Annotated in this window: 11 protein-coding genes and 1 other RNA gene; 6 read left to right on the top strand and 6 right to left on the bottom strand. The window is 39.9% G+C overall.

Going from position 1 to position 15,660, the window contains the following annotated elements:
- Both AUR67_RS21195 and ssrA read left to right on the top strand, forming a co-directional pair.
- Positions 1-2,506, top strand: a 2,506-nt coding sequence (locus tag AUR67_RS21195; protein ID WP_161936940.1) for a hypothetical protein, incomplete at its 5' end; no start/stop codon positions are given.
- A 381-nt stretch (positions 2,507-2,887) separates the two neighbouring features.
- Positions 2,888-3,246: a transfer-messenger RNA gene (gene ssrA / locus AUR67_RS20795) on the top strand.
- A gap of 71 nt (positions 3,247-3,317) precedes the next feature.
- On the opposite strand, the gene AUR67_RS11355 is transcribed toward ssrA, so the two are convergent.
- Together AUR67_RS11355 and AUR67_RS11350 are read right to left on the bottom strand one after the other, a co-directional pair.
- Positions 3,318-4,337 (bottom strand): hypothetical protein, encoded by a 1,020-nt coding sequence (locus tag AUR67_RS11355; protein WP_058585350.1) that lies wholly within the window; start codon positions 4,335-4,337, stop codon positions 3,318-3,320.
- 240 nt (positions 4,338-4,577) lie between these two features.
- The gene (locus AUR67_RS11350; RefSeq protein WP_058585349.1) at positions 4,578-5,294 is read right to left on the bottom strand and encodes an enoyl-CoA hydratase/isomerase family protein; all 717 of its coding nucleotides are present in this window, start codon (positions 5,292-5,294) and stop codon (positions 4,578-4,580) included.
- Positions 5,295-5,499: 205 nt separating this feature from the next.
- Here AUR67_RS11350 and AUR67_RS11345 point away from each other — a divergent pair, with 205 nt between their 5' ends.
- Positions 5,500-6,273, top strand: a complete 774-nt coding sequence (locus AUR67_RS11345; RefSeq protein ID WP_054561843.1) for a sulfite exporter TauE/SafE family protein — start codon at positions 5,500-5,502, stop codon at positions 6,271-6,273.
- Here the strand turns inward: AUR67_RS11345 and AUR67_RS11340 are convergent.
- The 3 genes from AUR67_RS11340 to AUR67_RS11330 form a co-directional block, all read right to left on the bottom strand.
- Complete coding sequence (locus tag AUR67_RS11340) at positions 6,263-7,741, bottom strand: methyl-accepting chemotaxis protein (RefSeq protein WP_054561842.1); 1,479 nt, start codon at positions 7,739-7,741, stop codon at positions 6,263-6,265. The two genes, AUR67_RS11345 and AUR67_RS11340, sit on opposite strands and share 11 nt — an antisense overlap.
- Before the next feature lie 7 nt (positions 7,742-7,748).
- Positions 7,749-8,585: a substrate-binding periplasmic protein gene (locus AUR67_RS11335; RefSeq protein ID WP_058585348.1), complete on the bottom strand. Its 837-nt coding sequence runs from the start codon at positions 8,583-8,585 to the stop codon at positions 7,749-7,751.
- A 93-nt stretch (positions 8,586-8,678) separates the two neighbouring features.
- Positions 8,679-9,314, bottom strand: a complete 636-nt coding sequence (locus tag AUR67_RS11330; protein WP_058585347.1) for an SDR family oxidoreductase — start codon at positions 9,312-9,314, stop codon at positions 8,679-8,681.
- A 142-nt stretch (positions 9,315-9,456) separates the two neighbouring features.
- Between AUR67_RS11330 and AUR67_RS11325 the strand changes: the two genes are divergently transcribed.
- Entirely contained in the window at positions 9,457-10,914 is a 1,458-nt protein-coding gene (locus tag AUR67_RS11325) for an OmpA family protein (RefSeq protein ID WP_152996522.1), read from the top strand.
- Positions 10,915-10,940: 26 nt separating this feature from the next.
- Here AUR67_RS11325 and mnmC read toward each other — a convergent pair whose 3' ends face one another.
- A complete protein-coding gene (gene mnmC, locus AUR67_RS11320; RefSeq protein ID WP_058585346.1) occupies positions 10,941-12,989 on the bottom strand; it encodes a bifunctional tRNA (5-methylaminomethyl-2-thiouridine)(34)-methyltransferase MnmD/FAD-dependent 5-carboxymethylaminomethyl-2-thiouridine(34) oxidoreductase MnmC in 2,049 nt (682 codons plus the stop codon).
- 179 nt (positions 12,990-13,168) lie between these two features.
- Between mnmC and fabB the strand changes: the two genes are divergently transcribed.
- Both fabB and AUR67_RS11310 read left to right on the top strand, forming a co-directional pair.
- Positions 13,169-14,383, top strand: a complete 1,215-nt coding sequence (gene fabB / locus AUR67_RS11315) for a beta-ketoacyl-ACP synthase I (protein WP_054561838.1) — start codon at positions 13,169-13,171, stop codon at positions 14,381-14,383.
- Positions 14,384-14,515: 132 nt separating this feature from the next.
- Positions 14,516-15,637 carry a 4-phosphoerythronate dehydrogenase gene (locus AUR67_RS11310; RefSeq protein ID WP_058585345.1) on the top strand — a complete coding sequence of 374 codons (1,122 nt, stop codon included), beginning with the start codon at positions 14,516-14,518 and terminating at the stop codon, positions 15,635-15,637.
- The last annotated feature ends 23 nt before the right edge of the window (positions 15,638-15,660 follow it).

Raw genomic sequence — 15,660 nt, 5'->3', positions numbered from 1 at the left:
AACAGTGAGCTTAGTTTATCGTGTAGAGTTAAGCAAATCGCGAGATACGGGGTATTTAGCACTATTTGATGACGCCTTTGTCTATTTGTATGATATGAGAGATAGTGATAATGATGGACTAAGCAATACCGATAAAGTACTTGCAGGAACAGATATAAATTCGCCTGATACTGATGGCGATGGTGTATTAGACGGTAATGATGCTTTTCCATTAAACTCAACGGAGTCTGTAGATACCGATCTTGATGGTATCGGTAATAATAAAGATGAAGATGATGATAATGATGGTTTTTTAGATACCGAAGATGCATTTCCATTAGATCCTACAGAGTGGCAAGACTTAGATGGTGACTTGGTAGGTGATAATAAAGATCTAGATATCGACTTGTTTATATCTAAAGAGGCTTTGCTCAATGAATATCTTAGTGTTAATGCAAAAGGAATGTATACAGATGTTGAAGAAGTTCTAACTAATCATATAAATAATTACGTACAATCAACGGTATCCTTTGACGTAATATCTGAATTGTCTTTAGTTAGTGGAAATCATGAAATTGAAATTCAATTACTTAATGAAAATGAACTTACATCTTTAATTCTTGTACCGCTGAAAGTTGTTCCAGCGGTAACTGTTGCTGATGAACTTGAAGTTTTGAATAACACTTCACTGAACGTTTTGGTTAATTTATCTGGAAAAGCTGCTGAATATCCGGTCATAATTGATTTTGAAACATCAGGTTTTCTTGATAGTGAATTAAATAGCTTGATTATTGAGGAAGGTACTGAAGGTCATTTCACAGTAACCCCTTTAACAAACGATAAACATTCAATCTCAATTTTAAATGCCGAAAATGCTCATATTGAAGGTGTTAATGATATCTTTGTATCAGTCGTCAATAATTTAGAGCCCAAAATAGACCTAGCTTTATATAATGGTGCATATGAAGCTGTCGTATTTAAGAGTAATGAAAAGGCAACTCTTAAACTTGACATAGAGGATGAAGGATTAACTAAATACGACCTTAAATTATCTTTGAATGGTGAAAACTTAACCTCTTTTGCTGATTCGCCAGCGTCATATTCGATAGATTTATCTTTGCTTGATGAGGGGGAGCAATTTCTTAACCTAAGCTTGATTGAACTGAATTCGTCTGAAAAGTATGAGGCAGGTTCAAAAATTAAGTTTTATGTTAATAATGAGGCTCCTGAACTAGAGGCTACATCTGACACTGATGGTGATGGCCTTATGGATTTAGTAGATGGGTTAGGCGATAGTGATGGTGATGGTATTGTCGACCTTTATGACCCTGAATCTCATGCAGATAATATAATTTCTTGGAATGATACACTCATATCTACTTCTGAAGATACTTCTATTAAGACTGGAGAGCTTGTAAACAAAACTTATAAGGGGTTAGCAAAGTCCGTCGCGTTAGAGCTTGATGATGCAGATGAGTTTTCAGCTACGAATTTTCCTGAAATAGTGAATGAAATTATTTCGAATGCATTTGAATTAACTCTAAGTGCAAAAGATAACAAAACTACTGATTATTGGTCAATTCAACTTAAGTTACCTAGAGGTCAAGCTGTAACAAGTAACACTTCTTTATATACTTATACTGAATCAGGTTGGGTAAAGTTTATTGAAACCAGCAATGAATATTTGATGTCAGCTATATCTAACGATGGAATGTGTCCAAAAGTTGGTTCTTCTGACTATAGTAAGGGCTTAACTGAAAATGATGACTGCGTAGTGATAATATTTAAAGATGGTAGTCAATTAGACCTTAATTTAAAAGACTCCCGTATTGCAAGAGTATTCGCTTCATTTGTTCTTGAAAATCAAGCGCCAATTATAAATGATGAAACCTTAAACTTTGAAGTTGATGAACAAAATACATTTACACATCAATTGGAAGCTTTTGATCCAGAAAATGGGATGATAGAGTTTGCTTTGGAGCAAACTTCCGGTTCAGAGGTAAAATTAACGGGTAATGATGGAGTGTTAGAGTTCATCGCTCCAAATGTTAGTCAAGATGAAACTTTAGAGTTTAAACTAACTGTTACTGATGAATTTTATACAGTAGAGCTACCTATAACTGTAATAGTAAAACAAGTTAACGAAGCACCTGAAATAGAGAGTATTTCTAATCAAACAATCAATGAAAGAAGCTCATTGTCAATTCCCTTAGTTGTATTCGACCCTGATGGAGATGATATATTTACGGAGGCAGAGATCACTTCAGGCAAAAATCTACTTAAATTTGATTTCAATAACTCTGTATTAAATGTAATTTCTAATGATGTAACCACAACAGAGAATATTACTGTTAAAGTTACTGTATCTGACGGAGATATGGTTGTGAGCACTTTTTTTGAAGTAAAGATTTTAAATGTTGATGCTGTTGAACAACCAAATGATACGAAGGAGTCATCTGGAGGTTCTATGGCTTATTTATTAATTTTCCTTACTGGTCTTTTGTTATTAGTTAAACGAAAAACTTGACATAAGTGATTTAAATATAAGTACTAAAAGTGCTCTGTCAGAAAGATAGAGCGCTTTTTTACAGCCTTAGGGGCAAGACTTCTAACTATTTTGCTTAATTAGTAAGCTATGATAGTAAAGTTTCATAAATCTGACATAAAGTAAAGTAGTTGATTTTTAAGCACATTAACTTACTTCATTTAAATTTTAATTCTTAGCTACTCTATAGTTTTGCCTTGGCGGGAATATGCTTAACATGCCTGTCATTATTGATTAAAGCAGTAGAAAAGATAAAAATGAAAAAGGGTTGTCAAACCAATATAATACCGCTACAATCCGCAACATCACTAGCTTTGCTGGCGATAGAAAAGTATTCTAAGATTTATGTCTTATGACAAAATCGGGGCTGATTAGGATTCGACGGAATTCAAGACGCCCGAGGTGCATGTCGAGGTGCGGTTGGCCTCGTAAAAAAGCCGCAATTTAAAGTAATCGCAAACGACGATAACTACGCTCTAGCGGCATAATAGCCCGCTAGCACTTCTCCGGTGTATGTCTGTGGACCCGGTTCTGAAGTGTCACCCTACACGGACTCGCTACGGAAACCCTGGCCGGGGTTGAAGGGCTAAAACTAAGCGGCCTCGCCTTTGCAGATCGTGTTCGTCCGAGCTGTATAAGGTTAACTAAAAGACGATACTAAACATGTAGTACCAAAGGTCGAGGCTTTTCGGACGGGGGTTCAAATCCCCCCAGCTCCACCAAATATGAAAAAGGCTGCTCTCAGAGCGGCCTTTTTTATTGTCTAAAGTATAGAAATAGTAGATAGCATTATTTATGACTTTTTATCGATGGCATCACAGGGCTGATACCATGTTAACCTTACAGATGCTAAGGCTGAAATAATTTTATTAACAAAACTTTGACCTCCGCCTATTGGGTTATAGATGCCGATTACTCTGGGTGTTATTCTAATATTCTCGTCATGGAGCAAAGCTTTTATCGAGCCGAGTGATAAAATCGAATTTTGAATAGTTGTTTGATTTAACTCGCTTGGTAAAGGTAAATTAGCAGAGACTAGCTCACCTGTAGCTCCCAGTGTTTGAACAACTAAAGTACCTGTTAAGTTTCCAGCTTTTGCTTCAGCTGCGATTGCAGGTAAACCAGACAAATTAACATTTCCATTTAAGACATTAATAGTCGCAGTGAGCCTTAACCCAACTCCTACATATACTGGCAAATTCACGAGTTCATAGTTCTTAATATCGTTGCCTAATAAATCAAAAAGTGATTTTAGCTCTTTGTTTTCTTTTGCCTTTGAAAATAATCCATCATTCGGATTAACTATAACTTTATAATTAGATATTACATTATCTGGAACGTGTTCAAATAATTTTAGGGGTTGGCCTTTTTCGTAAGTTTGGCTAGTATCATCGGCTCCCCACCATTTTACATCTGGTATTTGGCCGGATATTTCTCTTTTAACTAAAAAGCTACCCTTTGCGGTGTCTGTATTTGCATAGTCAATAATAACTTGATAAGAGCGACCTTCATAACCAATTGTTGATGGGCCAAAATTAAGTGTCCCATCAGATGTAAATTCAGCAACAGCTAAACGAACTGTTTGATCAGGAAATGAATCTTTTAAATTGCGCAATACAATTTCTTTATTTTTAAATTTAAGTTCGTTATCTTCGGGAGAACAACTAGCCCCATCTTGAGTCTGTACAGGTAATGGATCAAATGGTATGTAACTATATGATGTTTGTTTCTCAGCTAATGTATCAGGAATTTTAGTATGTGAGGTGCATCCAGCTAGAACTGAAATAGATAAAATAAATGTAATAAACTTCATGAGCATTCTCCTTTGCCTAATAAAAAAGTGTATGCTTTTATTTTGAATATAATGAATTTTATTTATATTATTTTAAATTTAAACTTCGAATTTAAAATAATATATTAGGTCTTTTTTTATAATGTGCAAGTTTAAGCTTTTAATAGTTGTTATTATTCTTGGTGTTTTATAAGTGTTATTATATAAACGATGTGAAGTTATATAAAAGAACCTCTAAGCACAGATACTTAGAGGTTTTTCCTAAACAACCAACTGAACGGCATCAATAATCGGTTTGTTTTCTATGTCAATGGTGTCGATGATGTGTTTGTGTAGGCGCTTTTTGTGCTCGGCGAAAATCGCGCGTTTTTTATCGAATTGGCTGGCAAATTCGAGGGCGGTATTAAATAAAGCTTCGTTGTTTGGGCAGGCTTGTTCAATAACATGATCCGTGGCGAGTTCGCCTGCGGTAACGCGGCGGCCCGTTAGCATCATTTCGTTAAAACGATAGTCTGGTATGGCTTTTTTAATAAAGGCGAGCATGCCCGGTAAAAACGGGATTGATAAATCAACTTCTGGGAAGCAGAAAAAACCACGGTCGCTTTGCATAAATCTAAAATCACAAGCGCACGATAAAATGGCGCCATTACCAAAAGCGTGGCCATTAATTGCTGCAATTACTGGCATTGGGAAGAGTAATAGGCGTTTAAATACCGCATCCATAGAGTGCATAAAGCCACTTACTTCAGCAAATTTTTGTGTTTTTAATGCGGGCATAAGCCAATCTGTATCTATGCCCAAGCTCCATGATTTTTCGCTGCTTGAAGTGATCACCAGTGCTTTGTGTTCAGGGTTACGTTCGATTTCGTCAAGGCAAGTTAAAAAAGCCTCTGCAAAAGCAGGGTTATGGCGATTTTCAGCTGTTGTCATAGTTAAGATAGCAACAGATCCTTGTGTACTTACATTCATCAGTGTCATGCTCTGCCTTTAATTTTATTGTGTTGTGGGCATAGTTATAACCCATAGGTTTAACAAAATAAACCACAAGTCTGACCAGTTGTGAATTTAGGGGCACTTCTCTTTTGGTTGATATGGTCTTTTAGTCGAAAGGGTTTTTCGAATTGTCGCTAATAATTGTGAGTCATGATAGCGTTAGCTCAAACACACTATTTAAAGCGTAACAATGGATTTGATCAGTTGGCAGTTTTTGGGTGGAGATTTATTAAGTCCGATCAGCACTATAATGCTCATTGTGGTTGCGGGCTTTACTTCAATGATTTCAGCGGCTTTTGGTGCGGGTGGCGGCTTAATGCTGCTGGTGATCATGGCATCTATGCTTCCTATGAGTGTGGTTATCCCTGTCCATGGGTTAGTGCAGTTAGGCTCTAACGCAAACCGCTTTTTGTTCACGTTTAAACATATTGATGGTGCTATGTTTGTGTACTTCTCTTTAGGGGGAGTCTTAGGTGCGCTGGTTGCCTCAACGATTGTCACATCAATTCCCCTTGAATTAATGAAAATAGTGGTCGCTGCCTTTGTGCTTTATTTACTGTGGGGTGTGACGCCAAAGCTCAGAGAAACCTCAAAGTTATGGCGTGTTCTCGCTGGGCTTTGGACCACGTTTATCTCGATGTTTGTAGGGGCAAGTGGGCCATTGGTTGGCAGCTGCTTATATGTAAATAATTATAATAAGCTTAAATTTACCGCCACATTCTCAAGCTGCATGACAGTACAACATACCTTAAAAGCGATTTTATATGGGGCTGTGGGCTTTGCATTTTGGCAGTGGTTGCCGCTGGTTATGCTCATGATATTGAGCGGTGCTTTAGGTACTTGGCTTGGCCTTAAGTTACTGCACCGCATTTCGTCAGATAAATTTAAAAAGATTTTTCGTTTAGTGTTAACGGTGCTTTCCCTGCAACTTGCGTGGCAGGGAATTATGGCTTTTAGTATTTAAACAAACCCAGTTTGGCAACGATGCCGCGTTCTAATTCATTGAGTTGGCCTATGGTGTTATCGAGGTGCTGAGCTTCTTGCGATAGGCTCTTAGCGCCTTGGTTAATGAGCTGCATGGTATTTAAGATATCAGCGGTCACACTGGTTTGCTCTTCAGAGCTTGCTGCCACGCTTTCGTTCATTTGATTAATGGTATTGATTTGTTTAGCAATATCTTTAAACACCGCTTGGCTTTTTTGATTCGCTTGGCTCACTTTATCGCTGAGTGACTTACTTTGCTCCGTTGCGGTTACACAATCAGAGGTATTGTTGTGTAGCGATACAATAATCGACTCAATCTCAGACGTTGAATCATAGGTTTTACTAGCAAGCGCTCTTACTTCATCGGCTACCACAGCAAAGCCACGACCAGATTCACCTGCACGAGCCGCTTCAATAGCAGCATTTAGAGCCAGTAAATTGGTTTGCTCGGCAATACTTTTTATAACATCGAGCACTTGGCTGATTTCGTTACTGCTGGCGTTTAGTTGTTTAACTACGTTTGAAGTATGGTCGAGTTGTGCAGCTAATTCGTCAACCATGTTGCCATTGGCATTCATATTTTGTTCGCCTTGTTGGCATAAGCGATGTACGTCGGTTGTTTGCTGTGCAGTTTGATTAGCCCCTTGCGCAATCTCTTTGGTTGCTTCACTTAACTGACTAAGCGCATTGGTTGCTGAATCAGTGCGATTATATTCAAGCTCGGCTTCGTTTTTAGAGCGCACAGATGCTTCGTTTACTGTGCTGGCTATCATTTCAAGCTCACTGGCTGTACTGCCTAGCTCAGTAATGATTTCTTGCACTTGCGCTATAAATCGATTGAAACCATCGACCAAATAGCCTATTTCATCATTAGATTGATAGCTAATACGTTTTGTAAGGTCGCCTTCGCCTTTGACAATTTCATCAACAAGGCTATTTACGCTATCGATTGGTTTTATCACTAATAGCCGCACGATATAAATAATCACCGCACCCAAGGCGATAAAAGAGACCAGCAAGGTAATAAACATGGTGCGTGTCGACTCAGCAATAGTGCTATGCAGTGCTTTTTGTGAGTAACCAATTTTTATGTGACCAATTAAATTATCTAAATAGTGCAAATCAATAGTTTTGCTAACCGATGCGTTATTGCTTTGTTTAGTGATAGCGGCCAGTGGCTTATTGCGATGATCTGTCACTGAAATGCTATGTACATGTTTGTTTTGCGAAAAGGCTTTAATAATCTGATTGATTAACGGCTCATCATAAGAGAATACCGGCTCGGCTAAAATAACCTGCATTTGCTCATTAAGGGCAGTGATGTCGTCTTGCCATTGCTGTGTTTGACTCGACTTTGCCAGCAGGTAGTTTGCGCTGATCACGAAGATAACGCTCAGTAAAAGGCACAAAGACAGTGCCAAGGTCATTTTATATTTTAATGATTTCATTGTGCGCTCATTGAAATGGGTTAAACCACAAAGGGCTATTTTTATTAGGTGTGTTCGACGATAACGTTGGGTTATCTAGCTCAATAAGGCGACGCGAGCTTAAGTTGGCTTTTGATAAAACCGTTTGTACTTGGCTGTCTGCCAAAAACATGGCGTTAAATGTGCCATCAGCAATCATCTCGTTTAGGGCATCATTTAGCTGTTTAAGTAGTGTGTGGTTGTTTTTGTTGACGAAAAAGTAAAGTGGTGCGGTGTACTTAATGACCAAGTGCGGCTCAACAGTGAGGTTAAGCTCTGAGTGATTGGCAATTTCATCCCAAGGTTCATTAACACCGCGTGGGAAGTAATCAAAGCGCTCGCCTTCAAGCATTGGGAACAAATTAGGGTATTTTAATGTAGTAACAACAGGCAGTTGATTTGCTTTTAATATTTTAGTATCTGGCCAGGTTTTACCTTGCCCAGCGGTAAAACGTTTTAAATCTTGTAAGCTAGTTACTGAGCTAAACAGTTCGCGATTTTGTGCTTTCACAATCGCGACTCGCATGCCAAGTAAGCCACGAAACAAGGGAATATAAACGGCTTGATAATCTTGCTCTAACTGAGTAGATGTCATGCTCCACATCACATCAAGCTGGTTGTTTTTTACATCGTTTAAGATACGTGCATTAGAGATATCTTTATTGGTTTCGTAAGGGTGAACATACTCTAAGCCAGCACGTTCGATGGCGCTGATCAGTAATTTGTGGGGAAGTGAGGTATCGCCACTATAGCTTTGAACTTTTACCGGTGCGGCAAAACAAGCCGACGTAAAAGCAAAGCAAAAAAGGAAAGCAAAATGACGCATAAAGCACCTTTGTTATTATTATGTAAACAATAAACTAAAGTGCTTTACGCGCTTTCTCAATCTTATTTCTTATGCATACGTATTCATACCTAATCAATCGTTCAGAAGGCTGTCGATTGACTTATCACCATTAAACAATTCAAACACTTGCGGTTTTTGCGGTGTATGTTCAGCAAGGTATAGCAGGGTATCTGCTACATCTTCACGATTGATCACCGCATCTTGGCGGGTTGCAGGGCGCGTGGTGGTTAATAGCCCCGTTGCTGCATCATTTAATAGCGTGCCAGGTCTGACAATGCTGTAATTTAACTCGCTACTGATTAAATGTTGGTCAGCCATGTGCTTTGCAACTAAATACGGTTTTATACTGCTTTCAATATTATCTGGGGCATCAGCACCGATTGAGCTCACCATTATAAAGTGCTTAACCTTGGCATCAACCGCATAATTAATCGCTTTAACAGCGGCCCATAAATCAATTAATAAGGTTTTATCTGCACCCGTAGCGCCGCCAGAACCCGCGCTAAAAATCACTTGCTCAACCCCTTCGAAGGCACGACTAAAATCGTTTTCGAGGTCTTGCTCTACAATCGTTAAATTATTACTTTCAAGTGTACTCAGTTTGCTTTTGTCTCTAACTAGAGCCACTACGTCATGACCACTTGCCAGCATTTTTTCGGTGGTCATTTTACCTATTTGGCCCGTTGCGCCAATGATTAAGGTTTTCATATCAAACTCCTTCTAATTGCTGTGTAACTAACGACCTTGGGGTGTGGATTTATTTTTAAAGGGGTACAAGCAAACTTTGAATAAAAAAGTATTATTTGGCATAGTATTGAATTAGGTACAAACTCAATTAAAAGGACTTAAAGTGAAAATATTTATTAAACTTTTAGGGTTGGTAACATTGGTATTTTGCAATGCAGTATCTGCTAATCAATGGCTATCACCTTATCCAAATAGTGAGGTTGAAAAGTCGGTTAAACTCAGTGGCGAACAGACACAGTTAATGAGTCAGTTTGATGGCAGTAAAAAGACATTAGAGAGATTTAGTTACAAAGACTTTATTGGCGATGTAAACCACACATTGTATGAAATAAACAATGTTGCCACTCTCAAAGTATTTGAAAACTATAAACACGCGTTACTCACTGATGGTTTTAATATTGTTTACTCTTGCCAGCTAGATGCTTGCGGTGACAGCTGTGATTTTGCAGAGGAAGTCGGTTACTTTCAGCTCTATAATTATCATCGTAAGCCATATTATCTTCTTGCTACTAAAGGTGAAAAGCCTGAGTTTGCCGTGTCGTTATTTGTTGGCCAGTACAACAGTAAAACGCGTGTTATGAGTAGCTCAATTGCGATTAAAGAGCTTGAAACAGGTCTGATAAAAGCCAATACAGCTGCTTTTGCAAAACAGCAAACAAATCCTGTTACCAAAGCACCTAAAGACGATATTAGAGGCTCAAGCGATCACCCATTACTTAGCCGTTATCCTGGTAGTTTTATTGAAGCCTTTGAGCAAATTGATTACGAAGAATTTTCACTACCAACAGGAATATTCAACCGTAAAAATAAAGCGCTACCTGTTGAAGATGTGACAGGTGATATCACTCGTATTACTTATGAAATTAGAAAAGTATCAACCCTTAAGGTTTTTCATAACTATGTGTCTGCCTTAACAAAAGAAGGCTTTGAAACGGTATTTAGTTGCGAACGTCAAGCATGTGGTGACGACCGTAAGGCAATACAAGCACTTGGTGATCACTTGTCGGTAAAACAAGTTTATAACTATTATCGTCAGCCGCGTTATCAGTTAATGAAAAGCACCACAGAAAATCAAACAACCTATGTCGCATTTTTTGTGGGTAATTACCAAGGCACTACGCGAGTGCAGCTTGTTATAATTCGAACAGAGCCTTTACAAGGAGATTTAGTTAAAACCAATCCGGACCAGGTGTTAAAGCAGCTAGAGCAAAAAGGTAAAGCAGCCATTTATGGCATTTACTTTGACCATGATAAATCAGACATTAAACCTGAGTCAGCAGAGTCATTAAAAGTGATTGCGGATGTTTTAAATAAAAATAATAGCTTAAATTTGTACGTTGTTGGTCATACAGATGACAAAGGGAGCCCAGAATATAATTTAGGGTTGTCATCTAAACGAGCAAAAGCGGTTGTTAAAGCGCTCGTGAGTCAATACGGCATTAAAGAGTCGCGTTTAATTGGTTATGGCGTAGGCCCTTATGCGCCAGCTGCCAATAATAAAAATGATTTGGGTCGTCAGCTAAATCGGCGCGTAGAGCTAGTTGAGCGATTAGGTAATTAACAATCAAAAGGGGCTTTTTAGCCCCTTTAAATTTTATTACGAATTAGGTCACGAACAATAAAGCGGGCGGGGTGAATAGCCTGACTCACGCGTTCGCTAAATGGTCTTGGCTCATTGTTTAAACAAGCAATTAAATGTTCAGCACATAAAGGGGCACTGCACAGGCCTCTTGCACCAAAGCCTGTGAGTACATGCAAGCCTTGCTGAGGTTTCGTTAACGTTTGGTACTGATAACGCTTACCTAAGCGTAGATTAGCAAACGCGCTTACATAATCACTTTGTTCAGCCCATTCACCTGCCATAGGTAGATGATCGATGAAGGTACATCTAACCGCTGCTTTCGCTGCAGTTATTTCACCTAAGCTATTGGCAAACTCGCAGTTGGGGTAAAAGTTTAATAGTTGTTCGCGATTAGTGTGGTTGTCTTGCTCTTTAACTTCACGGCTTTTTGAGTTTTTTTCAAAGGTTGCGCCCATGCAATGATGGCCCTGATATTCAGGAGTAAAATAGCCTTTGTGGCAAAGCACGGTCTTTAGGCGTTTTGACTGCTCGCTTGCTTGCACATGCGAGACTTGGCCGCGCACACCAACAACAGGTAGCGCTTGAGTTTGGCTAAACTGATCGCTGTGTTCACCTGCACAATTAATCACATCGCTAAATGGCCCGAAAGTTTGCTCTTTGCTGTGTAGCAACCAGCCATCAGCGGTTTTTTCGAGCTTTTCAATATGGCAATTAAAGTGACTGTCCATTTTATTATTGGTAGTGGCAGTTAACGAATTTGCCGCATTAAATAGAGCTGTAACAAGGGCTGGTGGATTTACCCAGCCACCTTTTGCAAAGAATACACCTGAGTAGCCCGTTTCTACACCGGCAATTTCGTCGCCTTCTTCGGCGCTTACATTACGCATTAATTCAGTTGGCCAAAGTTCTTTTTCAGCAAGGTTTTGATGTTTATCAGCTAGGCCTTGTTTAACCGCATGTTGTAATACACCACACCACTGGTGAGGGTAGTCAAAACCATCATTAAGTAATTGTTGGTATAGACGCATCGCATATAAAAAACTATGGGCGAACATTTCACTGTGTGGTGAATTTTTCGCTTGTAAATGCGGATACACAGCCCCTTGTACATTGTGAGAAGCGCCCATGGCAAGCGCTTCATCTTGGCAAAACAGCGTGGCTTTTAGGCCTCTTTTTGCCAGTGAATACAGTACACTGCTACTGGCAATACCACCGCCAATAACAGCCACATTACTCAATTCACTTTGCTGATGTGCAAAATACGCAGGCCCTGATTGTTGCTCATTAGGCTCAGTGAGCTCGCCAATCAGCATCTCGCGCTTTTTACCATAGCCTTTTGCTTTACTCATGCTAAAGCCGGCTTCGATTAGCCCTCTTCTGACAAAGCCTGCGGCAGTGAAAGTGGCGAGTGTAGCATTTGCTCTTGAGATAGCACGCATCTTGTTGAACAAACTCTGTTGCCACATATCTGGGTTTTTACTTGGTGCAAAGCCGTCTAAATACCACGCATCAACAACCCCTTCGCTTGGGTAGCTCATGGCGTCAATACTGTCTTGTACGTCACCAAAGTAAAGGTCGAGTATTAGTTTGCCGCCTGCAAATTCAAGGCGATGACAGCCAGCCAAATTAATTGGGTATTGAGCAATTAGTTGCTCACTATACTTGCTTAAACTAGGCCAGGCTTTGAGTGCTTGAGCAAGGTCATCACGCTTAATAGGAAATTTTTCAAAAGAGATAAAGTGCAAGCGGGTAACACTTTTTTTACCACTATGGTCGGGTTGATTTTGAACTTCTTGCTCTGCATGCTGCCTATCAAGGTGGGCAGCATAGTGCTGCCAGGTATTTAAAAAGTTAAGCCCCGTACCAAAGCCTGTTTCAGCAATCGCAAAGTGGTTACGGTCATGATTTTGTAATCGTTGCGGGATATGGTTTTGTTGATAAAACACATAATGTGATTCGGCTAAGCCATCGTCATTAGAGAAATAAACATCGTCAAACTGATCGGCGACAGGGGTACCAAGGTGATTAAAATGAATATGTGCGTTTTTGATCATGGTTTAACTAATTAACTACAAACTTTTTTCATTATTTTACGTGTTTTCTTTGAAATAGTCTGGCGTTATTTATAAGCTAGACATTCAGAGTACATGTGTACGCTAGAAAGCTGACCACTTCGAAAGTAATTTCAGCGTAAAATAGAACACAATTTAGTATAGAGCTAAGGTAATTACCCATGAGAAGAGCCGTTATTACGGGCATCGGTGTTGTTTCAAGCATCGGTAACAACAAAGAAGAAGTATTAGAATCATTAAAACAAGGCCGTAGTGGTATCGCGTTCAACCAAGAGTTTGCTGACTACAACCTACGTAGTAACGTATCTGGCAAAATCGATATTGATGTTAAAGAGTTTGTTGATCGTAAAGCAATGCGCTTTATGGGAGATGCTGCTGCATACGCTTATATCTCAATGTCGCAAGCGATTGCAGATGCTGGCCTTAGTGAAGATCAAGTTTCAAACGAGCGCACTGGTTTATTAGTGGGTTCAGGTGGTGGTTCATCTAAATGGCAAGTTGAAGCGGCTGACATTTTACGTGAAAAAGGCGTAAAACGTGTTGGTCCTTACATGGTACCACGTACTATGGCGAGTACGACTTCGGCGTGTCTTGCAACACCATTTAAAATTAAAGGTGTTAACTACTCACTAAGCTCTGCATGTGCTACATCTGCACACTGTATCGGTCACGCGGTTGAGCAAATTCAATTAGGCAAGCAAGACGTAATTTTTGCAGGTGGTGGTGAAGAGCTTCACTGGACGCTAGCAATGGAATTCGATGCAATGGGTGCATTGTCTACTAAGTACAATGAAACACCAGAGAAAGCATCACGTACATACGATGCAAACCGTGACGGTTTCGTTATCTCTGGCGGTGGCGGTATCGTTGTTGTTGAAGAGCTTGAGCATGCACTTGCTCGTGGCGCGCACATTTATGCAGAAATCACTGGTTACGGTGCAACGTCTGACGGCTACGACATGGTAGCTCCATCAGGTGAAGGCGCTGTACGTTGTATGAAGCAAGCAATGCAAGATCTTGAAGGCGGTATTGATTACTTAAATACTCACGGTACTTCAACACCTGTTGGTGATGTGAAAGAGCTTGGCGCTATTCAAGAAGTATTTGGTGGTAACTCGCCAATGATCAGTGCAACCAAAGCGATGACAGGTCACGCTCTAGGTGCAGCAGGCGTTCATGAAGCAATCTTCTCGCTATTAATGCTTGAGCATAACTTTGTTGCTCCATCTATCAACATTGATGAACTAGATGAGCAAGCTGAAGGTCTAAATATTGTAACTGAGCGTAAAGACGTTGAACTAAATACAGTTATGTCTAACAGCTTCGGTTTCGGTGGCACTAATGCCACATTAGTAATGAGCAAATATAAAGGTTAAACCTCTCCAGTATTTGCTTAAAGCCGAGCAATAGCTCGGCTTTTTCATTTGTTATAAAGTCTTAGTTGTTACCTATCCGAATACTGATAAATTCGCTACAATAGCGCCACTTTCTGCCTCTCGGACACACAAATGAAAATTCTTGCAGATCAAAATATGCCATTGGTTGAGCAGTACTTTGCCGATTTTGGTGATGTTGAGCGATTTGATGGCCGTAATCTTCAACCCGAGCAGCTAGTCGGGGTCGATATTTTGTTAACCCGCTCTGTTACTAATGTAGATAAAGCCTTACTCACTCAAGCAGATAAATTAAAGTTTGTGGGCACAGCAACCATAGGTGTTGATCACATTGATACCGGGTTACTTGCTGAGCGAAATATCGCATTTAGCAGCGCACCAGGTTGTAATGCCGTGGCGGTTGCTGAATATGTTATTAGTTGCTTGTATGCCTTGAGCCAAGAAAATGCCAGTTCATTACAAGGCAAAACTATCGGTATAGTGGGTGTTGGCAGTATAGGTAGCTGTTTACGTGATAAGCTAAGCCTGCTTGGTATGAATGTACTGTTATGTGACCCTCCAAAGCATGAAGCCGGTGAACTTGCAGAGCATATTGAGTTAGACACATTACTTGCTCAAGCTGATATTGTGACCTTTCACGTGCCTTTAGTTAAGCAAGGGCCACATAAAACCTTGCACATGCTCGATGAAAAACGCCTAAAGGCGCTTAAGCCAGGCATGACCATTATTAATGCCAGCCGTGGCGATGTGATTAATAACCAAGCATTGTTAGCATTGTTTGAGCAAGGCGCAAAATTAGATTGTGTGCTTGATGTTTGGGAAAACGAACCCAATATACTGACACCTCTGCTTGATTATGTACGTTATGCCAGCGTGCATATTGCAGGGCATACACTCGAAGGCAAAGCCCGCGGTACACAAATGCTGTATCAGAAAGTATGTGAGCTTGAAGGCATCGCAGCGCTTAAGTCTCTGGACGATTTTTTGCCAGAGCCAATTAGCCATTCTGTCACGCTAGGTGAAACCTTTAACCTAGATGATATAGGTCGCTTAGTGCACTTAATTTATGATGTGCGTCGCGACGATGGCATTTTACGAAGTAAATTAGCAAGCGAAGGCTTTGATAGTTTACGCAAGAATTACCCGCCACGACGCGAGTTTAGTACTTTGTCGGTGGCTGCCAACAGTGCATGTGAAGGCGCATTAGCTGCACTGGGATTTAGAATTAACGAATAAAGCCATTTGCTTTATTCAAAAGA

The sequence above is a fragment of the Pseudoalteromonas sp. XI10 genome, from assembly GCF_001469895.1.
Taxonomy (GTDB): domain Bacteria; phylum Pseudomonadota; class Gammaproteobacteria; order Enterobacterales; family Alteromonadaceae; genus Pseudoalteromonas.
This window is presented reverse-complemented; position numbering and strand designations above follow the sequence as displayed.